This is a genomic window from Streptomyces sp. NPDC021020 (assembly GCF_044333285.1).
GTDB lineage: Bacteria > Actinomycetota > Actinomycetes > Streptomycetales > Streptomycetaceae > Actinacidiphila.
The window spans coordinates 192,535-219,316 of sequence record NZ_JBIRQQ010000009.1; the positions used below are offsets into that span (position 1 = coordinate 192,535).

At 74.1% G+C, this 26,782-nt stretch carries 18 protein-coding genes; 15 read left to right on the forward strand and 3 right to left on the reverse strand.

Features of this window, described 5'->3' with window-relative positions:
* Positions 1-117 precede the first annotated feature (117 nt).
* The 5 genes from ACH4SL_RS26900 to ACH4SL_RS26920 all read left to right on the forward strand — a co-directional run bounded on the left by ACH4SL_RS26900 (position 118) and on the right by ACH4SL_RS26920 (position 4,577).
* Positions 118-1,056: a PAC2 family protein gene (locus tag ACH4SL_RS26900; protein ID WP_398449987.1), complete on the forward strand. Its 939-nt coding sequence runs from the start codon at positions 118-120 to the stop codon at positions 1,054-1,056.
* Positions 1,057-1,111: 55 nt separating this feature from the next.
* Positions 1,112-1,741, forward strand: a complete 630-nt coding sequence (coaE, locus tag ACH4SL_RS26905; RefSeq protein ID WP_398449989.1) for a dephospho-CoA kinase — start codon at positions 1,112-1,114, stop codon at positions 1,739-1,741.
* A gap of 85 nt (positions 1,742-1,826) precedes the next feature.
* Complete coding sequence (locus tag ACH4SL_RS26910) at positions 1,827-2,189, forward strand: tetratricopeptide repeat protein (protein WP_398449991.1); 363 nt, start codon at positions 1,827-1,829, stop codon at positions 2,187-2,189.
* 235 nt (positions 2,190-2,424) lie between these two features.
* Positions 2,425-3,573, forward strand: a complete 1,149-nt coding sequence (locus ACH4SL_RS26915) for a type III polyketide synthase (protein ID WP_398449993.1) — start codon at positions 2,425-2,427, stop codon at positions 3,571-3,573.
* Complete coding sequence (locus ACH4SL_RS26920) at positions 3,570-4,577, forward strand: methyltransferase (protein WP_398449995.1); 1,008 nt, start codon at positions 3,570-3,572, stop codon at positions 4,575-4,577. Before ACH4SL_RS26915 ends, ACH4SL_RS26920 begins: the two co-directional genes overlap by 4 nt.
* Positions 4,578-4,646: 69 nt before the next feature.
* Here ACH4SL_RS26920 and ACH4SL_RS26925 read toward each other — a convergent pair whose 3' ends face one another.
* Both ACH4SL_RS26925 and ACH4SL_RS26930 read right to left on the reverse strand, forming a co-directional pair.
* On the reverse strand, positions 4,647-5,789 hold the full coding sequence (locus tag ACH4SL_RS26925; protein WP_398449998.1) for a DegT/DnrJ/EryC1/StrS family aminotransferase: 1,143 nt from the start codon (positions 5,787-5,789) through the stop codon (positions 4,647-4,649).
* A 23-nt stretch (positions 5,790-5,812) separates the two neighbouring features.
* A complete protein-coding gene (locus ACH4SL_RS26930) occupies positions 5,813-6,337 on the reverse strand; it encodes a cupin domain-containing protein (RefSeq protein WP_398449999.1) in 525 nt (174 codons plus the stop codon).
* Between the two features lie 278 nt (positions 6,338-6,615).
* Between ACH4SL_RS26930 and ACH4SL_RS26935 the strand changes: the two genes are divergently transcribed.
* The 4 genes from ACH4SL_RS26935 to ACH4SL_RS26950 all read left to right on the forward strand — a co-directional run bounded on the left by ACH4SL_RS26935 (position 6,616) and on the right by ACH4SL_RS26950 (position 15,942).
* Positions 6,616-7,713 carry a polyprenyl synthetase family protein gene (locus ACH4SL_RS26935; protein WP_398450001.1) on the forward strand — a complete coding sequence of 366 codons (1,098 nt, stop codon included), beginning with the start codon at positions 6,616-6,618 and terminating at the stop codon, positions 7,711-7,713.
* A gap of 197 nt (positions 7,714-7,910) precedes the next feature.
* Positions 7,911-9,533 carry an AMP-binding protein gene (locus ACH4SL_RS26940; RefSeq protein WP_398450003.1) on the forward strand — a complete coding sequence of 541 codons (1,623 nt, stop codon included), beginning with the start codon at positions 7,911-7,913 and terminating at the stop codon, positions 9,531-9,533.
* Positions 9,534-9,660: 127 nt separating this feature from the next.
* Entirely contained in the window at positions 9,661-12,759 is a 3,099-nt protein-coding gene (locus ACH4SL_RS26945; protein WP_398450005.1) for an AMP-binding protein, read from the forward strand.
* A 108-nt stretch (positions 12,760-12,867) separates the two neighbouring features.
* A complete protein-coding gene (locus ACH4SL_RS26950) occupies positions 12,868-15,942 on the forward strand; it encodes an AfsR/SARP family transcriptional regulator (protein WP_398450007.1) in 3,075 nt (1,024 codons plus the stop codon).
* 21 nt (positions 15,943-15,963) lie between these two features.
* On the opposite strand, the gene ACH4SL_RS26955 is transcribed toward ACH4SL_RS26950, so the two are convergent.
* On the reverse strand, positions 15,964-16,086 hold the full coding sequence (locus ACH4SL_RS26955; RefSeq protein WP_398450009.1) for a hypothetical protein: 123 nt from the start codon (positions 16,084-16,086) through the stop codon (positions 15,964-15,966).
* 212 nt (positions 16,087-16,298) lie between these two features.
* Here ACH4SL_RS26955 and ACH4SL_RS26960 point away from each other — a divergent pair, with 212 nt between their 5' ends.
* From ACH4SL_RS26960 to ACH4SL_RS26985, 6 genes are all read left to right on the forward strand, one after another.
* Positions 16,299-18,131: a BTAD domain-containing putative transcriptional regulator gene (locus ACH4SL_RS26960; RefSeq protein WP_398450011.1), complete on the forward strand. Its 1,833-nt coding sequence runs from the start codon at positions 16,299-16,301 to the stop codon at positions 18,129-18,131.
* A gap of 117 nt (positions 18,132-18,248) precedes the next feature.
* Positions 18,249-19,181 carry an aromatic prenyltransferase gene (locus tag ACH4SL_RS26965; protein WP_398450013.1) on the forward strand — a complete coding sequence of 311 codons (933 nt, stop codon included), beginning with the start codon at positions 18,249-18,251 and terminating at the stop codon, positions 19,179-19,181.
* A 138-nt stretch (positions 19,182-19,319) separates the two neighbouring features.
* Complete coding sequence (locus tag ACH4SL_RS26970) at positions 19,320-21,077, forward strand: FAD-dependent monooxygenase (RefSeq protein WP_398450015.1); 1,758 nt, start codon at positions 19,320-19,322, stop codon at positions 21,075-21,077.
* Between the two features lie 160 nt (positions 21,078-21,237).
* The gene (locus ACH4SL_RS26975; protein ID WP_398450017.1) at positions 21,238-22,779 is read left to right on the forward strand and encodes an FAD-binding oxidoreductase; all 1,542 of its coding nucleotides are present in this window, start codon (positions 21,238-21,240) and stop codon (positions 22,777-22,779) included.
* Positions 22,780-22,885: 106 nt separating this feature from the next.
* Complete coding sequence (locus ACH4SL_RS26980; protein WP_398450019.1) at positions 22,886-24,523, forward strand: prenyltransferase/squalene oxidase repeat-containing protein; 1,638 nt, start codon at positions 22,886-22,888, stop codon at positions 24,521-24,523.
* A 113-nt stretch (positions 24,524-24,636) separates the two neighbouring features.
* Positions 24,637-26,727 carry an MMPL family transporter gene (locus tag ACH4SL_RS26985; RefSeq protein ID WP_398450021.1) on the forward strand — a complete coding sequence of 697 codons (2,091 nt, stop codon included), beginning with the start codon at positions 24,637-24,639 and terminating at the stop codon, positions 26,725-26,727.
* Positions 26,728-26,782: the final 55 nt, after the last annotated feature.

A 26,782-nucleotide genomic window follows, 5' to 3' on the forward strand; every position in this document is an offset into this window, starting at 1 on the left:
CCCTTCCGGGGGGTGCGGGGCCGCACCGCGTTCCCCGCCGTTCCCGCCCCGGCGGGGGCGGGAATGGCGGGCCGGAGTTGTTCGTTGTGGTGACAGATAACGAGGAGGACGATCATCGTGCTGGATCCGCAAGGGCTGTACGAGTACGTGCCGGGCGGGGCCGAGGCCGTCGACGAGGCGGTCGGGGACACCGGACCGGTGCTGCTCTACCACTTCGAGGGGTTCATGGACGCCGGCGAGGCCGGCGAGCAGATCAGCGAGCAGCTGCTGGACCGGCTCGACAACCAGCTCGTCGCCCGCTTCGACGCCGATCGGCTGGTCGACTACCGGGCCCGCCGCCCGATCATGACGTTCGAGCGCGACCACTGGTCGTCCTACGAGCCGCCGTCGATCGATCTCTACCTGCTGCGCGACACCACCGGCACCCCGTTCCTGCTGCTCACCGGCTCCGAGCCGGATGTCGAGTGGGAGCGCTTCGCGACCGCGGTGCTCCAGGTCATCGAGCGCCTCGGGGTCCGTATCGCCATCAACTTCCACGGCATCCCGATGGGCGTGCCGCACACCCGCCCGGTCGGCCTGACGCCGCACGGCAACCGGGTCGACCTGGTGCCCGGCCACCGCGCGTGGTTCGACGAGGCGCAGGTCCCCGGCAGCGCGGCCGCGCTCGTCGAGCTGCGGCTCGCCGAGGCCGGGCGCGACGTGCTGGGCGTCGCCGCGCACGTACCGCACTACCTGGCGCGCTCCCCGTACCCGGACGCGGCACTCGCCGTGCTGGAGGCGGTCACCGCGGCCACCGGCCTGGTGCTGCCCGAGATCGCCCACGCGCTGCGCAACGAGGCGCACACGGTGCGGGTCGAGATCGACCGGCAGGTCGCGGAGGGCGACGGCGAGCTGGTCTCGGTGGTGCGCGGCCTGGAGAGCCAGTACGACGCCGTGGCCGGCATGGACAGCCGGGAGAACCTGATCGCCGAGCCCGTCGACCTGCCTTCGGCCGACGATCTGGCGGCGGAGTTCGAGCGCTTCCTCGCCGACCGCGAGGACGACGGCGGGCGCTGAGCCGTACGGGAGGCGGGGCCGACGGCTCCGGGCGGGGCCGGATAGGCTGGCCGGCATGCTGACAGTGGGGCTGACCGGCGGGATCGGGGCCGGCAAGAGCGAGGTCGCACGGCTGCTCGTCTCCTACGGGGCGATCCTGGTGGACGCCGACCGGATCGCCCGGGAGGTCGTCGAGCCGGGCACCGCGGGGCTGGCCGCGGTCGTCGCGGAGTTCGGGCCCGGGGTGCTCGCGCCGGACGGCTCGCTCGACCGGCCGCGGCTCGGCGCGATCGTCTTCGCCGACGAGGAGCGCCGCAGGGCCCTGAACGCGATCGTGCACCCGCTGGTCGGCGCCCGCTCCGCCGAGCTCCAGCAGGGCGCCGGGCCCGGCGACATCGTGCTGCACGACGTCCCGCTGCTCACCGAGAACGGTCTGGCCCCGCGCTACGACCTGGTCGTGGTGGTCGACGCCGAGCCGGACACCCAGCTGGAGCGGCTGGTGCGGCTGCGCGGGATGACGCCGGACGAGGCGCGGGCGCGGATGGCCGCGCAGGCCCGCCGGGCGGACCGGCTGGCCGTGGCGGATCTGGTGATCGACAACAACGGCCCGCTGGAGGCGCTGGAGCCGCAGGTCAAGGCGGTGTGGACGGAGCTGCGCGAGCGGCTGGCGGCCAAGCGGAGCGGCGAGGACGCGCCGCGGCCGTAGCGGGAATGCGGTTGCCGGTCGGCGCGTTGGGTATGTCTGTCCCGACGATCATTCGTCCCCGTGCCCGATGTCAGGGAGGCGGACAGTGCCCGAGCGCACCCCGGAAACCCATGTGATCGACTTCCGCGCCGCCGAGCAGCTGCTCGCGGCGCGCGACCCGCGCGGCGCCGTGAAGCTCCTGGACCCGGTCGTCGCCGCCCACCCGGAGAACACCGCGGCCCGGCTGCTGCGGGCCCGCGCGTTCTTCCTCGCCGCGCAACTGCGGCCCGCGGAGCTGGAATTCCAGGTCGTCCTGGAGCGCGAGCCGGACAACGCGTTCGCCCACTTCGCGCTGGGCCGCACCCTGGAGCGGGCCGACCGCCCCGCCGAGGCCCAGCGGCACTTCCGGCTGGCCGCGGCGCTCGACCCGCGGCCGGACTACCTGGCCGCGGCCCGCTTCGAGCAGTAGCCCGCCTCACCCCCGTCACCACGCGGCGCCCGCCGGAGAGATCCGGCGGGCGCCGCGTCGTGCTGTCCCCCTCCCGGCGAGAGGCGGGCGGTGCGCGGCAAGTCGGCGCCAAGGCGCGGGCAAGCCGGCCGTACGACATTGACACGGCCAAAAACAGAGGGCAGAGGTCAGAGCGCGAAGGCGAGAGGCCAGAGGCAGGGGAATGTCTTCTATTTCTGAGAGGCAGGCGCCGGACATGCCGATCTTGTGCAAGCCCGCGGTGCGCGTACCCGAATACACCATCACCATGGAGCAGACCCTGGAATTCGCCAGGAAAGCCCATGCGGGAAAGCCGCAGCTTCCGCTTGCGCTCCGGCTGATACAGAACACCGGGGTCCGCAAGCGGCACATCGTGCAGCCCATCGAGAAGACGCTCGAACACCCGGGGTTCGAGGAACGCAACAAGATCTACGAGGCCGAGTCGAAGAAGCGCTGCCCCGAGGTCATCGAGGACGCGCTCGCCAACGCGCGGCTGCGCGCCGAGGACATCGACGCGATCGTCTACGTCTCGTGCACCGGATTCATGATGCCCTCGCTCACGGCGTGGCTCATCAACACCATGGGTTTCCGATTCGACACCCGGCAGATTCCCATCGCCCAGCTCGGCTGCGCGGCGGGCGGCGCGGCGATCAACCGCGCCCATGACTTCTGCATGGCGCACCCCGACAGCAATGTGCTGATCGTCTCGTGCGAGCTGTGCTCGCTGTGCTACCAGCCCTCGGCAGACGACATCGGCTCGCTGCTGTCCGACGGCCTGTTCGGGGACGCGGTCGCGGCCGCCGTGGTGCGGGGGCACGGTGACGCGGGCGTCAGCGGTGTGCGGCTGGAGCGCAACGCCTCCTACCTCATCCCGAACACCGAGGAGTGGATCTCCTACGCGGTGCGGGACACCGGCTTCCACTTCCAGCTCGACAAGCGCGTGCCGGGCACCATGGAGCCGCTCGCCCCGGTGCTGCGCCAGCTCGCCGCGGGCTACGGCTGGAACGCCTCCGACCTGGACTTCTACATCATCCACGCGGGCGGCCCGCGCATCCTGGACGACCTCGCGAAATTCCTGGAGGTCGACCGCACGGTCTTCCGGCACAGCTGGAGCACCCTGACCGAGTACGGCAACATCGCCAGCGCCGTCGTCTTCGACGCGCTGCGCCGCCGGTTCGAGGAGGACCGGCCGCTGACGACCGGCGCCACCGGCGTCATCGCCGGCTTCGGCCCCGGCATCACCGCCGAGATGGCCCTCGGCACCTGGACCGACGGCCTCACGTCCGACAGCACGGCATCACACGACGACACCGCGGAGCTGGCCGGCGTGGCCGCGTCGCTCCCGTACGCGGGGAGGATCTCATGAGCGGCGCGGCACACGGCGGGCCCGACTCGCAGCGCATCATGCGGCTGATCAACGGCTACTGGGCCACCGGGATCATGGGCACGGCGGCGCAGTACCGGGTCTTCACCCACCTGGAGGAGGGGGCCGGCACCGCCGGGCGGGTCGCCGAGCGGGCCGGGATCGCGCCGCGCGGCGCGCAGGCGCTGCTGGACGGCCTGGTCGCGCTGGGCGTGGTCGTGGTGGAGGAGGGCCGCTACCGCAACACCCCGGAGGCGTCGGCCTTCCTGGTGGAGGGCCGGCCCGCGTCGCTCACCGGCTTCGCCAAGCTGAAGCTGGGCCACATCGGTTCGATGGCGACGCTGCCCGACGCCGTACGCGACGGCGGGCCGACGTCGAACGTCGTCGTCGAGGTCGCCGACAACCCGCACTGGGAGAACCTGGTGCAGGCCATCGCGGCGCAGTCCGTACCGGTCGCGCACATCGCCGCCGCGGAGCTGGGGCTGGCCGACGCCGGGAAGGTCTCGATCCTCGACATCGGCGGCGGCTCGGGCATCTGCTCGGCCATCTGGCTCGCGCTCAACCCGGACGCCCGCTCCACCCAGATCGACTGGGCGCCGATCAACGCGATCGCCCGCCGGCTGCTGGCCGAGAAGGGCGTGGGCGACCGGGTCGAGCACGTCGACGGCGACTTCCACACCGTCGACTTCGGCAACGGCGAGCACGACGTGGTGGTGTACTCCAACATCGCCCACCAGGAAGGCCCCGAGGACAACGCGGCGGTCTTCGCCCGGATCCGCCGGGCGCTGCGGCCCGGCGGCACGCTCGTCGTCTCCGACTACGTCGTCGACGACGACCGCAGCGGCCCGCCCTTCGCGCTGACCTTCGCCGGCGAGATGCTCATCAAGTCCCGGCACGGCAGCACCTGGCGCCGCGGCGACTACCACGCCTGGCTGACCGCCGCGGGCTTCGAGGACGTCCGCTTCGTGGAGACCTCCTCCCCGACGGTCCTGGTGCTCGCCCGCTGACCGGGCCCGTACCCACGACGAAGCCCGGCCGGATCTCCTCCGGCCGGGCTTCGTCGTGGGAAGGGCGCGTCAGTTCGCGCGCAGGTTGTTCTTCAGCTCCGCCCGCAGCGTGTGCGCGACCTGCTCGACCTGGTCCTCGGTCAGCTCGGCGTGCATCGGGATGGCGAGGTTCCGCGCGAAGAGGTCCGCCGACACCGGGCAGCTGCGCTCCGAGGCGTACACCGGCTGGAGGTGGGTGGCCCAGGCGCCCTGGCCGCAGCCGATGCCCTGGGCGCGCAGCGCGCCGGCGAGCCCGGCGCGGTCCACCCGCGGGTCGAGGGTCACCAGGTAGGACTGCCACGCGTGGGTGCGGTCGGCCGGCACGTGCGGCAGCGTCAGCAGCTCGTCGTCGCCGAGCAGTTCGGCGTAGGCCGCGGCGGCCCTGTTGCGCCGCTGGAGCAGCTCGTCGACCCGGTCCAGCTGCACCTGGAGGATGGCGGCGGCGATGTCGGAGAGCTTGTAGTTGTAGCCGATGTCGGTGAAGACCGGGATCGGCAGGCCGACGACCTGCGCCTGGTCGTAGATGCTGCCGATGCCGAACGACGACCGCAGCCGGGCGTCCGCGCCGATCACCGGGTCGGCGGCGAGCAGCGCGCCGCCCTCGCCGCTGGTGGCGCCCTTGCGGCCGTGGAAGGACAGGCACGCCACCGGCGCCAGCGAGCCCGCCGGGCGGCCCCGGTAGGTCGCGCCGACCGCGCAGGCCGCGTCCTCCACGACGAACAGGCCGTGGGCGTCGGCCAGTTCCATCAGCTCGGTGTAGTCGGCGGGCATCCCGAGGGTGTCCACCGCGATGATGCCGACCGTGCGCGGCCCGACGAGGGCCGCCACGGCCGCCGGGTCGACCGTGCCGGTGTCCGCCCGTACGTCCGCGAAGACCGGGGTCGCGCCGACGTAGCGCACCGCGTGCGCGGGGGCGGGGAAGGTGTAGTCGGCGACGATCACCTCGTCGCCGGGCTCCACGCCGAGCGCCAGCATGGCCAGGTGGAGGGCCGCGCCGCAGTTGCTCACCGCGACCGCGTCGCCCACGCCGTACCGTTCGGCGAGCATGGCCTCCAGGGCCTTGCCGCGCGGGCCCTGGCCGGCCGGCCAGCCGGAGGCGAACACCTCGGCGACGGCGGCGAGTTCCCGCTCGCCCAGGCTCGGGTGCACCAGCGGGATGCTGTCCTTGCTCATCAGTGCCGACCTTTCGTGTGGCGTCACGCCGTGGGCGGGGTGTAGCGGAGCGGGGTGATCTGCTGGACGTCGTAGCGCTTGCGCATGGCCTCCACCGCGCCGGAGTCGACCGTCCTGCCCGCCGCGAAGATCTCGACGATCTCCTCGAAGTACAGCTCGTGGTCGGGCGAGGGGTAGTTGTGGAAGAGCATGCGGGCCGGTTTGTCCGAGGCGTTGCGGAAGGCGTGCGGGGTGTTCGGCGGCACGAACATGCAGGCGCCCTCGGCCGCGCGGACCGCCGTGTCGCCGTCCTTCGACGTCCAGTCGTGCCAGGTGTCCTCGGTCCGCTCGGTCGGCTCGAACGCGAGCAGCTGCAGCTCGCCCTCCAGGACGTAGAAGAACTCCTGCGAGTTGGCGTGGACGTGCGCGCCGACGTCGAACCCCGGCGGCACGACGACCTCGAAGACGGAGACGATGGAGCCGTCCGCGGCGGTGGCCTTGAAGGTGACGTCCTGCGCCTTCGTGACGAGTCTGCGGCCGTGGCCGGGCGGAAGGATGAGACCGCTCATGTGATGTCGCTTCCTCGGGTTCGATGCGGGCGGGCCCGCGCGGCGGAAGGGCGGCGGAGCGCCCCGCGTGCGCAGCCGCGCCCCTGGCCGACCCTCCCGGCCGCAACTAGTCGCCCACTGGTCCCGCGATTGGCGCCGGACCCGCCAAGCCGGGGCCAACCCGCCACGAAGACCGCTGCAAGCGGGCCTGCCGAGAATCCGGTCAGCGGTCCGTCGAGCACATCGGGGACGACTGCACCCGTACGGAATCCAGCACGTGGTGGGATGAGGGGGAAACCATGCCGTCCGCCCTGGGACGAGTTCTGACGGAAGCGGCGACCGCACAGCGGGACGCCGGTGACCAGGAGACCTGCGAGAAACTGCTGGCCCGTGTCGACCGGCGGATCGAGGAGCTGCTGAGCGCGGAGACAGCGCGCTGGAGCGAGGTGGACGCCCGTGTCGCGGTGCCCGTGGGGGCCGTGGCCGAGCTGGTCTCGGCGGGCGGCAAGCGGCTGCGCCCGCTGTTCTGCGTCACCGGCTACCTCGCGGCGGGCGGTGACTCCGCCGACGGCACCGAGGACACCGTCGTCGACGCCGCCGCCGCGGTGGAGCTGCTGCACGCCTTCGCGCTGATCCACGACGACATCATGGACAACTCGCCCAGCAGGCGCGGCGTCCCGACCGTCCACGCCAAATACACCGACGTGCACGCGCTGCGCGGCTGGGCGGGCGAGTCCCGCCGGTACGGCGAGGGCGTCGCGATGCTCGCCGGGGACCTGGCGCTCGCCTACGCCAACCGGCTCGCGGGTACCCTGACCGGCGCCGCCGCCGAGGTGTGGCACGAGCTGGTCGCCGAGATGATCGTCGGCCAGCAGCTGGACATCGCGCTGGCCGCCGAGGTCAAGCCCGACCCGCGGCTGGCCCGCTGGGTCGCGGTCTGCAAGTCCGGCCGCTACACCATCCACCGCCCGCTCGCGCTCGGCGCGGCCATCGCGGGGCGCCCCGGGCTCGACCCGGTCTTCGAGGCGTACGGCGTCGCGGCCGGCGAGGCCTTCCAGCTGCGCGACGACCTGCTCGACGCGTTCGGCGAGTCCGCGGCGACCGGCAAGCCGACCGGGCTCGACCTCGACGAGCACAAGATGACGCTGCTGATCGCCCTGGCCGCGGCCAAGGACCCGCAGGTCGCCCGGCTCGTCGAGGACAGCAGGAACAGCGACTGGAATCCCGCGGAGCTGCGCGCCGCGCTGCTCGCCTCCGGGGTCCGCGCGGACGTCGAGGAGCAGATCGACGCGCTCGTCGCCGACGCCTACGGGGCTCTCGCCGACTCCCCGCTGCCGACCGGCTGGCGGCTGCGGCTGGAGGAGCTGGCCGACATGGTCGCCTACCGCGACCGCTGACCGGGCGCCGCACGGCGCCGTACACCGCCGTGCGGCGCCGCCCGCCCCCCGTACCGCCGCCCGGCCGCAACGGAGCCGCACGGGCGCACATTCGGCACCAAGTCCGGTGCAGGACGCTGTGCTTCACCGGCACCCGAGAACACCGAACCGCCGTCCGCTGCCCTTACCGGAACGAGGCGGGCCCGGAGGGAGATCTGATGGGAAGCACGTTGCTGGACAAGCTGGATTCCGGAACGCGGAGCGCCACGGACCAGGAGTCCCTGCACAAGACCGGCCTCTACCTCGGCGTCGTGCCGGAGCGGGCCGCGCTCGTCCGCGGCGGCACGCCGGTCACGCTCGACCACGACCTCGACGCGCTGCCCGAGGCCGGCCGCCGGCTGACCGTGGCCGGGCTCGCTGGCCACGCCGCCGACTTCGCCAACCGGCTCGCCGCGGCCGGGGTGCGCCCCGGCGGCCACGTGGTGGTCTGCAAGGCCCCCAACTTCGACCTGTGGCTGCTGGCGACCGCGGTGGAGCGCATCGGCGCCGTGCCCGTCATGCTCTCCCACCACCTGGACTCCGCGGCGCTGTCCGCCCTGATGGGCCGGCTGGACCGGCCGCACCTGATCACCGACGCGCCCAAGCTGCGCGCGCTGACCGAGGACGGCGTCGACCTCGACGCGCTGACCGCGGGCGTCATCGGGATCGGCGAGACCGGCCCGGGCGCGACCCGGCTCGCCGACCTCGACGGCGGCACGCCCGTCAAGCCGGTGCTGCGCGGCCTGGACGAGCCCGCCATGATCACCCACACCTCGGGCACCACCGGGCTGCCCAAGCTCGTCGTGCACACCCCGCGGACCATGCGCACCCGGCTGCGCCCGCAGCTCTTCCTGCTCGGCATGATGCGCAAGCGCGGCACCGTCGCCGTCCACATCCCCTTCGGCCACTCCCGGACCTTCGCGGCGCTGTCGCTGTGCTTCCTCAAGGGAATGCCGGTGCTCGCGGTGAACGACGGCAGGCCGGACGCCGTCGCGGAGTTCTTCGTCCAGCACCGCCCCTGGCTCATCGAGGCGCTGCCCAACTCCTTCCTGGCCTGGGAGCAGCTGACCGACGACCGCCGCAGGCCCTTCGCCTCGGTCAAGTACTTCAGCAGCACCTTCGACGCGATCCACCCGCGCACCGTGCGGCGGCTGCTGCACTCCTCCGCGCAGCGCGCGCAGTTCTTCCAGATCTACGGCCAGAGCGAGGTCGGCCCGGCCGCCGGCCGCCCGTACTTCCGGAAGTTCGCGCACCGGATGGACGGCCGCTGCATGGGCTTCGCCCTGCCGGGCAGCGCGAAGGTGCGGGTGGTGAGCCGGGACGGCAAGCGGCCCTCGCAGGCGAACCCCGGCTACATCGACGTCCGCTGGGACGGCATCGCCAAGACCTACCACGGCGAGCAGGACCGCTACGACGAGAACGTGCACGACGGCTGGTGGCGCACCGGGGACGTCGGCTACCGCACCCGCTTCGGCTGCCTGCACATGCTGGACCGGGAGTTCGACACGATCGAGGGCGTCGGCAGCAACCTGGAGGTCGAGGACGACATCCTCGACAAGCTGGAGGAGCTGGCCGAACTCGTCGTCGTGCCGGGACCGGACGCCCAGGCCGTCCCGGTGGTCTGCACCCACCGCGACGAGCCGCTCGACATGGACCGCTGGCGCGCCGCCACGACGGCCTACCCGCAGCTCGCCGAGCCGGTGCAGATCCCGCTGGCCGAGCTGCCGCGCACCGCGACGCTCAAGACCCGCCGGGTCGAGCTGTCCCGGCGGCTGGAGGACGAGCTGGCGAAGCGGCCCTGACCGCCCGCGCCGGGCGCCTCCACCCGCGGCCGGACCGGGACGGCTCCCGGTCCGGCCGCCGCCGTGCGCCGCGACCCACTCCCCGACCCACCCCCGGGTGGCGTCCCCGGATCCGACAGGAGCGACCTTGTCAGAACAGCAGACCGCCGACCCCGCGGAACGGCGCGTCGTGCTCAACGGCGAGGGGCAGCACTCGATCTGGTGGATCGACCGTGAACTGCCCGCCGGCTGGCACGCGGAGGGGACCACCGGGTCGCGCGAGCGGTGCCTCGCGTACATCCAGGAGGTGTGGAAGGACCTGCGGCCGCTGAGCTTCCACGAGGGCCCGCAGCGCCGGGCGCCCGGGGGGCGCGCACGGGCGGCCGGTGCGGCGCCCCCGCCGCCCGGCGGCCCCGCGCCGTCCGCCGGCGGCGCGGCGGCGCACCGCCGTCCGGAGCCGCCGGGGGCTGTGCCGCCGGGGGCCGCGTCGTCCGGGGCCGTGCCGCCGGGGGCTGTGCATCCTGGGGCAATGCCGTCCGGGGCTGTGCCGCCGGGGGCCGTGCCGTCCGGGGCCGCGCATCCTGCCGGTCCCGCGCGGACGGCACGTGGCGGCTCGGCCCAGCATGCCGGCTCGGCCCAGCATGCCGGTGCGGGCGGTGCGGGCGGTGCGGGCGGTGCGGGCGGTGCGGGCGGTGCCGGCGGTCCCGGCGCGTCCGGCGAGGCCGCCGCCTCCGCCCCCGAGCCGCTTCCCGTACTGCTCGCGCGGCAGGCGCGGCGGGAGCCCGGGGCGGTCGCGGTGGAGGGGGACGGCTTCGCCCTCACCTTCGGGGGGCTGGACGACGCGTCCGACCGGTGGGCCCGCTTACTGCGCTCGCGCGGGGTGGGACGCGGCGCCCTGGTCGGGGTCCTCCTCGGCCGGGGCGCCGATCTGCACGCCGTGACGCTGGGCGCGTGGAAGGCCCGGGCCGGCTGCGTACCGCTGGACCCGGACTTCCCCGCGGCCCGGCTGCGGCTGCTGCTCGCCGACGCCGGGGCGCGCGTGCTCGTCACCGAACTCGGCCACGGCGCCGACGGCCTCGACAGCTTCGACGGCGTCGTGCTGTACGCCGACGACCCGGAGGTCGTCCGCGCGCTCGCCGCGCCCCTCGCGGAGGCGGACACGGACGCGGAGCCGCCCGAGCCCCCGGAGCCCGACGACGTCGCGCTGGTGGCCCACGCCCCCACCGTGGCCGGGCGCCCCTACCCCGTCGCCGTCACGCACCGCGGGCTCGCGGACCATGTGGCCTGGGCCGGGCGGGAGCTGGCCGGGGCGCGGGGAGGCGGCACCGCGGTCTTCTGCTCGGTCGCCTCCGAGATGACGGCCACCGGGCTGTGGGCCCCGCTCGCGGCCGGGCAGCGGGTGGTGCTCGCCCCGCGGGCACTGGACCTGGCGCACCTGGGGGAGTGGCTCACGGGGGCCGGTCCCTTCGCCTTCCTGCACCTGACGCCGAGCCATCTCGACCTGCTCGTCCGGCAGTGCGGCCCGGCGGTGGTCGCGTCGCTCGCCGGGACGTTCGTGGTCGCGGGCGGCAGCACGCCCGGCCCCGCCGCGGCGCGGCTCACCGAATTCCTCGGCCGCGGGCGGCTGCTGCCCGCGTACGGCTCGGTCGAGACGTCGTACGGCAGCTGCCCCGACCCGGTACGTCCCGGCGCGGACAGCCGGATCCGGGTGCTCGACGGCGACGGGCGGCAGGTCCCGGCGGGCGAGGTCGGCGAGCTGTACGTGGCCGGTCCCGGTGTGGCCCTCGGCTACGTCGGGCGGGCCGCGCTGACCGCCGAGCGCTTCCTGCCCGACCCGTACGGCCCGCCCGGCACCCGGATGTTCCGCACCGGGCAGCTGGTGCGGCGCACCGCGGCGGGGGAGGCCGAGCCGCTCGGCCGCACCGACCGGCAGGTGTGGATCGGCGGGCACCGCGCCGACCCGGCGGAGGCCGAGGAGGCGCTGTACGACCACCCGTGCGTCGACGAGGCCGTCGTGGTGGGGGTGCGGGCGGCCTCCGGCGACGTCCGGCTCGCCGCCTACGTGGTGCCGCGCCCCGGCGCGCAGGGTCTGGACGCGGCGGCGCTGGCCGCGCACTGCCGGCGGCTGCTGCCGGACCACCTGGTCCCCGCGAGCCTCGCGCTGCTCGGCGAGCTGCCACGGGCCGCCGACGGGCGGGTGGACCTCGCGGCGCTGCCGCGGCCCGGCGGCCCGCTGCTGGACGCCCCGCGCAGGGCCGCGCGCAGCGGCCGGCACCTCGCCTTCGGCGGGCGCCCGCTGGCCGAGCTGCTCGCGGACTGCCGGGTGCCCGGCGCCTCCGTGGCGGTGCTCGACGCGGGCGGCCTGGTCGCGGTCGAGGCCGCGGGCGACGACGGGGAGGGCCGGCCGGTCACCCCGCGCACCGCCTTCCCGGCGGGGGGCCTGAGCCGGCACGTCACGGCGCTGGGCGTGCTGCGGCTGGCGGACGAGGGGCTGCTCGACCTGGACGCGGCCCTGAACGCCCCGCCGGACGCCGCCCCGGACACCGGTGCCCGCCGCCCGACCCTCGCGGACCTGCTGGGCAACCGCTTCGGCGCGGCCGGCGCGGGCCTGCTGCCGGCGCTGCTGGAGGAGGTCACGGGCGAGCCGTTCGGGCTGCTGATGCGGCGCCTGGTGCTGGGGCCGCTGGGCCTGGACGACAGCTGCTTCGGCGGCCCGCCGCCCCGCAGCGGCGGCCGGACCGGCGCCCCGGCGGCGCGCATCGGCCACGACGCGCTGGGTCGCCCGCTGCCGGGCACGCAGCCGGAGCCGGACACCGAGCCGGACGCGGGCACCGCGGAGCTGTGGACGACCGCCGCCGACCTGGCCAAGGTGGCGCTGGAGGTCCGCCGCTCCGCCCACGGCGTCCCGCTCGCCCTGCTCACCGCGGAGACCGCGGCCCGCATGCTCACCCCGAGCCCGGAGGATCTCTACGGGCTCGGCACGATGGTCGACGTCCTCGGCTCCGACACCGAGTTCGGGCACGAGGGGGCGCCGGCCGGCCACTACGCCGTGTCGACGCTGCGGCTGCGCACCGGCAGCGGTCTGGTCGTCCTGGCCAACGGCCGCGCGGGCGAGCTGCTGCGCCGGGAGATCGCCGTCAGGCTGCGGGCCGGACGCCGGCTGACCGAAAGGTCCCGGCCATCGGGTGACGGAAAGTTATGGCTCCTGGAAGAGGCGCAGGGAACGGGTTGGCTGACCGGCACGTAGCGTGAAGTGGCTCAACTGTGTTGTCGAGACGAAAACTTGTACGCAGAATGGCTCTGCAATGTCTCCCGTGGGGGACGGGGCGCGGATGCGCCTCGGGAAGGGGACGGTGTGTCGACCCGGCTATCGTTTCAGGTGCTGGGCCCGCTCAAAGTGAGCGCGGACGGCAGGTCGCTGCAACTGCGCAGCGCGCGGCAGCGAACGATTCTGGCCGTGCTGCTGCTCACCCCCGGGCGCGTGGTATCCGTCGACTCCCTGGCCGAGGCCGTCTGGCACAGCGAACCCCCGGCGACCGCACGCAACCAGATCGCCATCTGCGTCTCCGCCCTGCGCAAGACCTTCCGCGACGAGGCCCGCGTCGAGGGCCTCATCGAGACCGTGCCGCCCGGCTACGTGCTGCACACCGCGGGCCACTACGTCGACGTGGTCGACCTGTACGAGTCGGCTGCCGCCGCGGGGGCGGCAGCCGAGGCGGGCGACCCGGACGCGGCCGCGTCCCGCTTCGAGAACGCCCTGGCGCTGTGGGACGGCCCGGTGCTCGACGGCATGGACGGCGGCTCCCTCACCGAGGTGGTGCGCCGCCTCACCGAGCTGAAGGTCGACCTGGCCGAGGAGTACGCCGCCGTCCAGCTCCGGCAGGGCCGCTACCGCTCCGTCGTGGAGAGCCTGGGCCCGCTGGTCGCCGAACACCCGTTGCGCGAGCACGCCCGGGCCGTCCTCATGCAGGCCTACCACCTGTCGGGGCGCCGCTCCGAGGCGCTCGGCTGCTACCGCGAGGGGCGCCGCGTCCTCATCGCCGAGCTGGGCGTCGAGCCGGGCGCCGAGCTCCAGGAGCTGCACCGCACCGTGCTGGAGGGCGACGGCCCCGCGCCGGTGCGCCCCCCGGCCCCCGCCCCCGCGCCCCCCGCCGTGCCCGCGCCCCTCGCGGTGGCCGCCGCGCCGGAGACCGTCCCCGCGCCCGCGCCGGCCGCGACCCCCGCCGTACCGCACCAGCTCCCGCTGCCGCCCGAGCCGTTCGTCGGCCGGGAGGCGGAACTCGAACTGCTCGGCCGGCTCGTGCAGCCCGCGCTCGGCCCCGGCGGCGGCCTGCCGGTGCGCATCGCGGCGATCTGCGGGGCCGCCGGTGTCGGCAAGAGCGCGCTCGCCCAGCACTGGGCCGACCGCGTCGCCCAGCGCTTCCCCGACGGGCAGATCTACCTGGATCTGCAGGGCCTGCGCACCCACGGCGGGGTCACCCCCGAGGCCGCCCTCGACCGGGCGCTGCGCGCGCTCGGCGTGCCCGGCGCGTCGATCCCGGAGGGCATCCAGGACCGGGCGGCGCTCTACCGCAGCACCCTGGACGGCAAGCGGCTGCTGATCGTCCTGGACAACGCCGGCTCGCTGGAGCAGATCCGCCCGCTGCTGCCCGGCCGCGGCCCCTCCCGCGCGCTCTTCACCAGCCGCGACCCCTTCAACGGGCTGGCCGGCGCGGTCGCCGCGGTCCGTATCGAGCTGCACGGGATGAGCACGACCGAATCCCTCAACCTGCTCGCCGCCACCATCGGCGACCAGCGGGTGGCGGCCGAACCCGCGGCCGCGCGGCGCCTGGTGGACCTGTGCGACCGGTTACCGCTGGCCCTGCGCATCGTCGCGACCCGGCTGCTGTCCGACCACCAGTGGTCGCTGCGCCGGATGGTCGCGCGCATGGAGGACCGCCGGGAGCGGCTGGACGTCGTCAGCCCCGGCGAGAGCGGGGTGCGCTCCAGCCTGTGGCTCAGCTACCGCGCGCTGTCGGTGCAGGCCGCGCGCCTGTACCGGCAGTTGAGCGTGCTCGACGTGCCGGACTTCCCGCCGTGGATCGGCGCGCCCATCCTCGGCGTCCCCCCGGGGGTGTCCGAGGAGCTGCTGCACCAGCTCGCCGGGGCGCAGCTGCTGGAGCGCTGCTCGGTGCGCGGCGGCGGCACGCGCTTCCGCATCCCGGAGCTGATGCGGCTGTTCGCCCAGGAGCGCTGCCTGGCCGAGGACGGTGTGCAGGAGCGCGAGCAGACGCTGGACCGCGTGCTGTCCGCCATGCTCACGCTCGTCTACGCGGCCCAGGAGCAGCTGTACGGCAAGGGCGAGGTCGCCCCGCACGTCCCGGCGCACATCCAGGAGCTGCCCGGCGGCGCGGTGAGCGAGCTGGTGTCCGACCCCATCGAGTGGTTCGAGGGCGAGCGCGAGGCGCTCGGCGCGCTCGTGGCGCAGGCCGCGCGCGACGGCCAGGAGGGCCGCGCGTGGGTCCTGGCCATCGGGTCCGTGCCCTTCTTCGAGACCCGCAACTACCTGGAGGACTGGCGCCGGGCCGCCGACAGCGCCCTGGAGGGCGCGCAGCGCGCCGGTGACACCCACGGCGCCGGCACCATGCTGCGCTCGCTGGGCACGCTCGCCATCTACCAGCGCCGCTACGACGAGGCGCGCGAGCGGCTGCTGACCGCCCTCGACCTGCTGGAGCAGACCGACGACACCCAGGGCCGCGCCATCGTGCGGCGCAACCTCGCCGTCTGCGCCCGCTTCTGCGGCGAGCTGGCCGAGGCCGCGCGCTACTGCGAGGCCTCCCTCGTCCTCTTCCGGCAGGCCGGCGACTCCTCGGGCCTCTCGCACGCGCTGGGCCTGCTCGCGCAGATCGAGATCGAGCAGGGCAACCCCGAGCGCGGGGTGGAGCTGAGCAACCAGGCGATCGAGGTCAGCTACGAGGCCGGGTCGCTGCGCAGCCGCACCCAGAATCTCTACCGGCTCGCCGAGGCGCTGCTCAGCGCCGGGCAGTCGGAGCAGGCCGAGCGGGTGTGCCACGACGTCGTGGGCCTCACCCGCGGCCAGCGTGACCGGCTGGGCGAGGCCCACGCGCTGTGCGTGCTCGGCGAGGCGCAGTGGCGGCAGAACGAGCCGCACAAGGCGCGCGCGAGCCTGCTGCGCGCCCTGCGGGCCGCCGAGGAGGTCAACGACCGCTTCCTCCAGGCCCGGATCACCACCAACCTCGCCTGCGCCGAGGCCCTGTGCGGCGGTACGGGCGCGGACGCGCCCCTGGCCTGGGCCCAGCAGGAATTCCGCTCGCTCAACGCCCCGGTGTGGGTGCGGCGTGCGGGCCGGCTGCGCGAGGTCCTGGAGTCCCACGGCGCCGACAGCCCCGTCGAGGGGCTGGAACTGGCCCGGCTGCTCAGCGGCTGCTGAATTCTCCGCCGGGCTTCCGGATCATGTCCAGGGCAGATCGTTGGTGCCCATACCGGCGCTCAGGACGTTCAGTGCGACGAGCAGCGGCATAAACAGCAGTGCGGAGCCGGCGAACGTGGCTGCGACGGTGCGGAACTTGCGCATGTCTGACTCCCCGTGTGGTGTGAGCAATTCCCCTGTGCAGCATTTCTGGGATCACTTTAGGCGGGCTCGCTTTTGGGGTGATTTCCCGGCGATTTCGGCTACTCGAAATCGACTCGATAATGCGGTAATAGGACGGCCGGATAGGTTGCGGAGGCAATTTCTTACGGGGACATCCAGGGGATGGGGAATGCACTGTGCCGAACATCGCAGGCGTGGCCGCAGCGCCCGCCGAGGGGACCGCGGAGGCAGACCGGGGCGGCGGAGCGAACGGATCACTCGAATTCCGCCTGCTGGGCCCGGTCTCCGTGAGCAGAGCGGGCCAGGCGGTCCCGCTGCCCGGAACGAAAATCCACACCGTACTCGCGGTCCTGCTGCTCGCCCGCGGCACTCTGGTCGCCGACGGCCGGCTGAGCGCCGCATTGTGGGGCGACACGCCGCCGCCCACGTCGAACTCCCAGATCTACACCTATGTGTCACGGCTGCGGAAAGTCCTCGGGCAGCCGGTGCAGATCTCCCGTAAAGGCCCGGGATACGTCCTCGACGTCCGCGACGCCGAGGTCGACCTCTTCTCCTTCGAACGGCTCGACCGCATGGGCCGCCGGGCACTGAAGGAGAACCGCTACGAGGAGGCGGGCCGGCTGCTCGGCAGCGCGCTCGGCTGCTGGAGCGGGCACGCCCTGGACAACGTCACCGAGCATCTGCTCCAGTCCGAGCGGCCGCGGCTGGAATTCCTCCGCGCCGAGGCGCTGGAGCGCCGTATCCAGGCCGACCTGGCACTCGGCCGGCACCGCTCGCTGGTGCCCGAACTGCTCTCCCTGGTGGCCCGCTTCCCCATGGAGGAGAACCTCCGCGCCCACCTCATCACCGCGCTGCACCGCTCCGACCGGCAGGCCGAGGCCGTCCAGGTCTACGGCGAGGGCCGCCGCATCCTCGACGAGCAGCTCGGCGTGGTGCCCGGCCAGCAGCTCAGCCGCGCCTACCTGCGGATCCTGCGCGGCGAGGGCGGCAGCAGCACCGCGCAGCGCCGCCCGCTGGTGGTGCTGCCCGTCCGGGACGGCGCCGTGACCGGCCGCACCACCGAGGCCGCCCGGCTCAGGTCGCTGCTGCTGCGCCGCTCCGCCGGGCCCACCGCGCGGCTGCGGGCCGCGCTCGTCACCGGGATGCCCGGCAGCGGCAAGACCGCGCTGGCCGCCGAGGTCGCGTACTCCTGCGCCCGGGCCTTCCCCGACGGCGTGGTCCACGCCGACCTCCAGGACGCCGAAGGCGCCGCCCGGCCACCCGCCGACGTCCTCGCCGAGCTGCTGTCCGCGCTCGGCGAGAGCGGGCAGGGCCCCGGCCGCGACCTCAACGACCTGGTGCGCCGCTACCGCGCCCGTACCGCGTCCTCCCGGCTGCTCGTGGTGCTGGACGACGCCTCCAGCGACGCCCAGCTCACCGCGCTGCTGCCGGCCGGCACGGACACCGCGCTGCTCGTCACCAGCCGCCGCCGGCTGGTGACCGTGCCCGCCACCTCCACCGTCTCGCTGGAACCGCTCGCCGACGAGGACGCGGTCGCGCTGCTCGCCGAGACCGTCGGCGCCGAGCGCATCCGCGCCGAACTGCCCGCCGCCCGCGACCTGGTGCGCTATTGCGCCGGGCTGCCGCTCGCGGTGCGCATCGCCGGCACCCGGCTCGCCGCCCGCCCGCACTGGCCCGTCGCCCGGCTCGCCGCGCAGCTCGCCGACCCGCGCACCCGGCTCGCCGCGCTCTCCTACGGCGACCTCGAACTGGCCCGCTCCCTCAACCGGGCGCTGTCCCGGCTGAGCCCCGCCACCGCGGCCGTCCTGCCGTGGCTCGCGGCGGTCGGCGGCGGCCCGTTCACCGCCCGGCTGGCCGGCGAGGTGATCGGCCTGGCCGAACCCGAGGACGCGCTGGAGGAGCTCGTCGACGCCTGCCTGCTGACGTCCGAGCCCGGCGGGCCCGCCCTCGGCGAGGACCGCTACCGCTTCCACCCGCTCGTCCTGCTGCACGCCGCCGCACTGCCCCGGAAGGAGCTTCCCCGATGACCCCGCGCCACCACCGTGCGCCCGACCCGCACCAAGCCGGCGGCAAGTCCCGCAAGAGGCCTGATCAAGATGCATGGCAGAGGCTGACCGCCATGAAGCCCATGGGTGGTGACCGCCATGAGTGAGGCGGCTGTGAAGAGTCAGGAGAGCGCCGCGCAGGCGCTGCACTCGGCCATCGAGGAAGCGGCCGGGATCCTGGAAGTGGACTATCCGCGCGACAGGGTGCAGCGCATCCTGGACCTGTACGGCGGGGATCTCGCCCAGGCCGTCGTCGCGTTCCGGGTGTCGACCGGAGCGGGCCGGGCCGGCGAGCTGGACTGCCGGTTCACGGTGCCGCAGGGCACCGACCCGTACGACCTGGCGGTCGGCAGCGGGCTGCTGGAGCCGGCGGACCACCCCGTCTCCCGGCTGCTCGCGGACATCCGCGGCACCTGCCCGGTCGACGGCTACGGCATCGACTTCGGTGTCGTCGGCGGGTTCAAGAAGATCTGGATCGTGCTGCCGCGCACCGACCTCCAGGAGGTCGCCAAGCTCGCCGCCATCCCCTCGATGCCGCCGAGCCTGGGCGAGAGCCTGGACTTCATCAAGCGGCACGGCCTGGGCGACACGGTCGGCCTGCTCGGCATCGACTACCGCCACCGGACCGTCAACATCTACTTCGGCGAGCCCCCGGAGGGCGGCATCGCCCCCGAGGCCCTGCAGGCGATGCTGAGCGAGATCGGCCAGGCCGAGCCCAGCGAGCAGATGCTCCGGCTCGGCCGTGAGATCTTCGGCGTCTACGTCACGCTCAGCTGGGACAACCCGCGGATCGAGCGGATCAGCTTCGCCGTGGCGACCACCGACCCGGCCTCGCTGCCCGTCGAACTCGACGAGCGGATCGAGCTGTTCGTCCGGCACGTGCAGGCCGCCGACCCGACCACCAGGTTCGTGTACGCGGTCGCCTCGCAGCCCGACGGCGAGTACTACAAGCTCCAGTCCTACTACCGCTGGGGCTCCGGCGTGCCGGAGATCATGCAGCTGTCGGAGGGCGCCCTCCAGGACCCGGTGTAGCTCCCGGTCCCGCCTCCCCGCACCCCCGCGGGTGCCCCGCACCGCTTCCCCGGTGCTTCCCGTTTTCCCCGCACCTCCCACGGCCCGGCGCGCGCCATGCGCCCGCCCTGGGTCGTACTTCCGGAAGGACGAAATCCCTTGGCCACCGTAGAAGTTCCGGTACTGATCGTGGGTGGCGGCGGCTCCGGCCTGTCCGCCTCCGTCTTCCTCTCCGACCACGGCGTGGGCCATCTGCTGGTGGAGCGCCGCGCGGACACCTCGCGCCTGCCCAAGGCGCACTACGTCAACCAGCGCACCATGGAGATCTTCCGGCAGCACGGCCTGGCGGACGACGTCCTGGAGATCGGCGCCTCGCCCGAGCAGTTCGGCAAGGTCCGCTGGCAGACCACGCTGACCGGCCAGGGCCCGCTGGACGGCAAGGTCATCCACGAGATGGACGCCTTCGGCGGCGGGAGCCTGCGCGAGTCGTACGAGGCGGCGGGCCCCGTCCTGCCGGTCAAGCTGCCCCAGCTGCGGCTGGAGCCGATCCTGCGCAAGCACGCCGAGGCGCGCAACCCCGACCGCGTCCTGTTCGGCCACGAGCTGGTGTCGCTGGTCGAGGACGAGGGCGGCGAGGGCGTCACCGCCGAGATCCGCTCCGTCGAGAGCGGCGAGACCACGACCGTCAAGGCGGGCTACGTCATCGCCGCCGACGCCGGCCGCACGGTCGGCCCCGCCCTCGGCGTGAAGATGGAGGGCCTGCCCGCGCTCTTCGACGCGACCACCGCGTACTTCTCCGCGGACCTGTCGGCGCACTGGAACGAGGGGACCATCATCACCTGGTTCCTCAACCCCTACCGCGCCGACCTCTCCAGCGCGCTCATCGAGATGGGCCCGACCTGGGGCAAGAACTGCGAGGAGTGGGGCCTGCACCTGCCCCTCATGGGGCTGGACCGCAACGACGAGCAGGCGGTCACCACCCGTATCCGGGAGATCCTGGGCCTCCCCGAGCTGGAGCTGACGCTGCACGAGGTCACCAGCTGGACGGTCGAGGCCGTCATCGCCGAGAGCTACCGCAAGGGCCGGGTCTTCCTGGTCGGCGACGCCGCGCACCGCCAGCCGCCGGCCGTGGGCCTGGGCCTCAACACCGGCATCCAGGACGTGCACAACCTCGCCTGGAAGCTCGCCGCGGTCGTCTCGGGCAACGCCCCCGACGCGCTGCTCGACACCTACGAGGCCGAGCGCCGCCCCGTCGGCCAGTTCAACCTGGGCTGGGCGATGTCCGCCGCCGCGCACCACCAGGTCGTCATCGACGCCGCCGTGGGCATCGGCCCGCACGTGCCGCCGGAGCGCCGCACGCCGGTCTTCTTCGGCTACTTCGCGCCCAGCCCGATGGGCGCCGCCCAGCGCGCCCGGGCCGCGGAGATCTTCGCGACGCACCGCGGCGAATGCCAGGCGATCGGCGTCGAGAACGGCTTCGCGTACATGCAGGGCGCGGTCGTCCCGGACGGCACCCGCCCGCCGCTGCCCGCGCCGCTCGGCGACGTGTACACGCCCACCACCCGCCCCGGGCACCTGCTGCCGCACGCCTGGGTCGAGCAGGGCGGCGCGCGCGTGTCCACCCAGGACCTGGTCGGCTCCGGCCCCGGCTTCCTGCTGCTCACCGGCCCGGACGGGGCGGCCTGGGCGGACGCGGCGGCGCTCGCCGCGGAGAAGCTCGCGGTGCCGGTGACCGTCGTCCCGATCAGCGCCGAGGCCGACACCGACGGCGCCTGGCAGCAGGTGCGCGGCACGGACGGCGCGGGCGCCCTCCTCGTCCGCCCCGACCAGCACGTCGCCTGGCGCGCCGCGGGCGCGGCCGAGGATCCCGCGAGCGCCCTCACCGAGGCACTGGCCACCGTCCTGGGCCAGGCGTAAGCACCCCGCGCGGCGCCCGGACCCCGCGCCGCACGGCCCGGCAGGACGCCCCCGCGGGCGTCCTGCCGGGCCCGCACCGCGCCGTGTCCCGGGCCGCGCGCCCCAGCCGTACGCCCGGCGGCGCTTCATGACCACGCTTCACGACCACGGAAGAAGCACCATGATCAACAGACGATCGTTCCTCGCCGGCACCGGCGGTGCCGCGGTGGCCGCCACGGCCGTCGCCGGCGCCACCCAGGCCCAGGCGCACTCCCAGGGCAAGCCCCGCACCCGGCACGGCGGCACGCCGTGGAGCCGGCTCTCCGACCGGCTGCGCGGGCACCTCGTGCTCCCCACCGACGCCGACTACCAGCGCGCCAAGCAGCTCTACCAGGTCCAGTTCGACGCCACCAGCCCGCAGGCCGTCGCGTACTGCGTCTCGGCCGCCGACGTCGCCGCGTGCCTGTCCTTCGCCGAGACCAACGGCATCCCCGTCGCCGCCCGCAGCGGCGGCCACAGCGCGGGCGGCTACTCCACCACGCCCGGACTGGTCATCGACGTCGCCGGCCTCAACACCGTCGCGCTCGGCAAGGACTCGGTGCACATCGGCCCCGGCGCCCAGCTCGTCGACATCATGGACACCCTCGCCCCCAAGGGCCTCGGCATCTCCGGCGGCTACTGCCCCACCGTCGCCGCGGGCGGGTTCTTCCAGGGCGGCGGCATGGGCCTGTTCACCCGCAGCATCGGCATCGCCGCCGACAAGGTGAACTCCGCGCAGGTCGTGCTGGCCGACGGCCGCACCGTCACCGCCTCCCCGCACTGCAACTCCGACCTCTTCTGGGCGCTGCGCGGCGGTGGCGGCGGCAACTTCGGCATCGTGACCGGCTACGACGTCACGCCCTCGCCGCTCACCGACGTGGCCGCGATCAACCTGGTGTGGACCTTCGACCAGGCGCTCGACATGCTCGACGGCTGGGCCAAGTGGCTGCCCGACGCGCCCTGGACGATCGGCAGCGGCGTCAACGTCACCCTCACCGACGCCGGCCCCGGCACCGTGCCGACCGCCTCGGTCTTCCTCGCCTCGGTCGACACCAGCGCCGCCTTCGACGCCGAGATCGCCCGGCTCGTCTCGCTCGTCGGCACCCCCACCGTCTTCCGGCAGCAGTTCACCGCCCCCTACCGGTCGGTGCTCATGCAGCTCTACTCCTGCACCGAACTGACCGTGCAGCAGTGCCACCGCGCCGACACCGGCGGCGGGCAGATCCAGCGCCCGGCCTTCGGCGCCTGGCGCAGCCGGCTGTTCGAGAAGGGCGACATGCCGCGCGACGGCTGGGCCAAGGCCCTGGCCGCCTTCGACGACCACCGCTACGCCGGCCAGATGCGCCAGCTGCAGATCTCCGCGCTGGGCGGCAAGGCCAACACCGTGGCCCGCGACGCCACCGCGTACGTCCACCGCGACGCGCTCTTCTCGGTCAGCTACCTCACCTCCGACGCCGTCGCGCCGGTCTCCGCGGAGGCCGAGGCCGCCGCGTACACCTTCGTCGACGACGGCTTCGCGACCATCGACCCGTACTCGACGGGCGAGACGTACCAGAACTTCATCGACCCGCGGCTGCCCGACTGGCAGCGCTCCTACTACGCCGAGAACTACTCCCGGCTGGCGAGGGTCAAGCGGAAGTACGACCCCCACCAGGTCTTCCGCTTCGCGCAGAGCGTGCGTTGACCCGGTCCCGGCTCCGCCACGGAGGACCCCTCCGGCGGGGCCGGGCCCTTCCTCCGTCCTCCGCCCACCCCACCCCGGCTCGGTCCGGCCCAGACAGGAGCACTCCATGAAGATTGCCGACCTCGCGCGCCCGGCCCCGCTGCAACTGCCGGACGGGATCGACGCGGACGAGGTGCGCCGGGCCGCCGCCCGGCTCATCGCGCACATCAGCGCCAGGACCGACGCCGACGGCGCGATACGCGAGCACTGCGAGAGCAGAGTGCTGGAGTCGGCCCTCGCACTCTCCCTCATGACCCGCACCGGCCACACCTCGCCCGCCCGCGACCGCCTGCTCGGCTACCTGCGCGCGCACCGGGATTCGCCGGACCGGCTGGAGACGGTGCTCGCCTCGCTCGCCGTCGCCCGCGCCGCCGGCCAGGAGGCCGACGGCGACAGCACCCTCGTCGACACCCTCGCGGCCGGCGTCCTGGCCGCCGCCCCCGGCTTCATCTCGGTGCGCCGCCGCCTCATGGTCTACGCCGTGCTCTCCGTGCTCGGCTGCCCGCTGCCCGCCGACGCCGAACTCCCCGGCGGCGGCGCGGTCCCCACCGACCCGCTGCACTCCTGGGCCGCGGTGCAGCAGGCCTCCATCACGCTGATCATCGCCGGCGCCATGGGCGTGCACGACCGCTCCACCGAGGCCGCCCTGGAGACCCTGCTGGCCACCGACCCCGGCGCCGCGGTGTGGGAGGGCTACGCCCTCATGCACCTGCTGGTGCTCAACGCGCTCGCCGGGGTGCCCGGCCACGAGGAGACCGTGCGGCGCGGCCTGGACACCCTGCTGCGCCACCAGCGCCCCGACGGCGGCTTCCCGTTCGTGCTGGAGATGCACAACTGGTGCACCTCCACCGGCGGCCTCGCCCTGCACGCGGCCGGCGCCGACCCCGTCCTGCTGCGCCGGATGGCCGCCATGCTCGCCGCCCACCAGGGCGGCGCCGCGCACGCCACGCTCTCGCGCGGCAGCACCCTCACCGACGGCTGGTCGATGTCCCCGATCGTCGCGCAGAACGACGTCGACGACACGTCGTGCGCGCTGGAATTCCTCCAGGCCGTCGACCCTGTCACGCACGCCGACGCGATCCGCCGCGGCGTGGACGCGCTGCTCGCCGTCCAGGGCGCCGACGGCGGCTTCCCGACGTACGTCGCCGGCGCCTCCTCCGAGCCGTGCATGACCGCCGCCGCGGTCTGCGCGCTCTCCCCGCACCCCGCGACCGAGGCGGCCCGCACCAGGGCGCTGGCCTTCCTCGCCGGCATCCAGGACGCCGACGGCGGCTTCGAGCCCGGCTGGAGCCGCAGCCGCCTGCACAGCCTCTTCCGGGTCCGCCTCGCCGCCTGCACCGCGGGGCCCGACGACATCCGCGCCGCCGCGATGGCCGCGCGTATCGAGCAGACCGTCCGCGCGACGCAGAACGCCGACGGCGGCTGGGGCATGCAGCCCGGCGACCCCAGCGACGACATCAGCACCGCCTACGGCCTCATCACCCTGTGCTACGCCGACGACCCGCGGCCGGTCGGCCGCGGCATGCGCTGGCTGCTGGAACGGCAGCAGGCCGACGGCGGCTACGCCGGTCCGCCCGACATGGTCGGCCCCCGCCCCTTCGCGTACCACTTCCCGCTCCTCACCGACATTCCGGTGCTGCTCGCCTATGGGCACTTCCGCGCACGGGTACTGGATCCCCTGAGCGAGCTTCAGGGAGTGCGGTGACGGGCCGAGCCCCGTCCGGGATCCTGACATGTGATCAGGGACGCCCGGCACCCTGAGAAATCCGACGCCCCACAGAACACGGAGGAACCGGCATGATGCGAAAACTGGCCGCCTTGCCCAGCGGAAGGGTGGGCAAGTGGGTGGTCATCGCCATCTGGGTCGTCCTGCTGGTTCCCGCGATGATGCTGGCCGGCAAGCTCTCCGACGCCGAGCAGAACGACAACTCGGCCTGGCTGCCCGGCAACGCGGAGTCCACCGCGGTCGTCGCCCGGGTGGAGAAGATCATGCCCGCCGACGCCGTCCCCGCGATCGTCATCTACGACCGCGCGGACGGGGTCACCGACGCCGACATGGCCAAGGCGAAGGCCGACGTCCAGGCCTTCCAGCACATCCACAACGTGGAGGGCCCGGCCCAGGAGCCGGTGAAGTCCGCCGACGGCAAGGCCATCCAGACCGTCGTCCAGGTCCACAAGGACAAGTCCGGCTGGGACGGCCTGGGCAAGGTCGTCGACTCGATGAGCGACATCGGCGACAAGAATCCCGCCGGCCTCGGCTTCCACGTCGCCGGACCCGTCGGCTACGGCGCCGACTCCATCAAGGCCTTCGGCGGCAGCGGCGTGCTCACCACCATCACCGCGCTCGTCGTCGTCGCGATCCTGCTGCTCACCTACCGCAGCCCCTGGCTGCCGCTGCTGCCGCTGATCACCGTCGGCGTGGCCCTGGTCGCGGCCGAAGGCCTCATCTACCTGCTCGCCCAGCACGCCGGACTGGTCATCAACAAACAGACCAGCTTCATCCTCGTGGTGCTCATCTTCGGCGCGGGCACCGACTACGCGCTGCTGCTCATCTCCCGCTACCGGGAGGAGCTGACCCGCGAGGAGGACCGGCACAAGGCCATGGCCGAGGCGCTCTACCGCTCCGGACCGGCGATCGTCGCGAGCGCCGCGACCGTCTCCATCAGCCTGCTGCTGCTGATGCTCGCCCGGCTCAACTCCACCGCCGGCATGGGCCCGGCCTGCGCCATCAGCGTCGCGGTGGGGCTGCTCGCCATGATCACCCTCATGCCCGCGCTGCTGGTCGCGTGCGGGCGCTGGGTCTTCTGGCCGAAGAAGCCCGCCTACGGCGTCGAGGCGGTGCACAAGGACGGCGTCTGGACCCGGATCGGCGCGCGCATCTCCGTCCGCCCGCGGCTGGTGTGGACGGGAACGGTCGTGGTGCTCCTCGCGCTGTGCGCCGGTGTCTTCGGGCTCAAGGCCTCCGGCCTCGCCAACAAGGACCAGTTCACGAACAAGCCGCAGATGGCCGTGGGCGAGCAGTTGCGCGCCGAGCACTTCCCGGCGGGCGACGGCGACCCCGTCTACATCGCCGCCGACGCCGCCGCGGCCGACCGGGTCAAGGAGGCGGTCGGCGCGGTGCCCGGGGTCGCCCAGGTCGCCGACCCGATCGCCAAGGGCGACCAGGCGGTGGTGCTCGCCCAGCTGAAGGACGAGGCGAGCAGCGACGCGGCGCTGGACACCCTGGACCGGATACGTACCGCGGTGCACCGGCTCGACGGCGCGGACGCGCAGGTCGGCGGCAGCACCGCGATCATGGTGGACACCGAGGACGCCGCGACCCGCGACGACAAGGTCGTCATCCCGCTCGTGCTCGCCGTGGTGCTGCTCATCCTGTGCGCCCTGCTGCGCTCGATCGTCGCGCCGCTGCTGCTGATGGCCACCGTGCTGCTGTCGTTCGGCGCGACCCTCGGCGTGAGCAGCCTGGTGTTCAACCACCTCTTCCACTTCGCCGGGGCGGACGCGTCCTTCCCGCTGCTGGCGTTCGTGTTCCTGGTGGCGCTCGGCATCGACTACAACATCTTCCTCGTCACCCGCATCCGCGAGGACGCCGGAAGACTGGGCACCCGCAAGGCCGCGCTGAGCGCCCTGTCCACCACCGGCGGCGTCATCACCTCGGCCGGTGTGGTGCTGGCCGGCACCTTCGGGGCGATGGGCTCGCTGCCCATGGTCTTCGCCGCCGAGCTGGGCTTCACGGTGGCCTTCGGGGTGCTGCTGGACACCATCGTGGTCCGCTCGGTGCTGGTCACCGCGCTCACCCTGGACACCGGCCGGTGGATGTGGTGGCCCAGCGCGCTCTTCCACCGCCGCGACGACGCCCAGCCCGCCGAGGGCGACGCCGGCCAGGTTCCCTCGCTCAGCGGCCGGTGAGCGACACCCCCCGCCCCGGGTCCCGGCGCGCGCCCCACGGCGCCGCCGGGCCCCG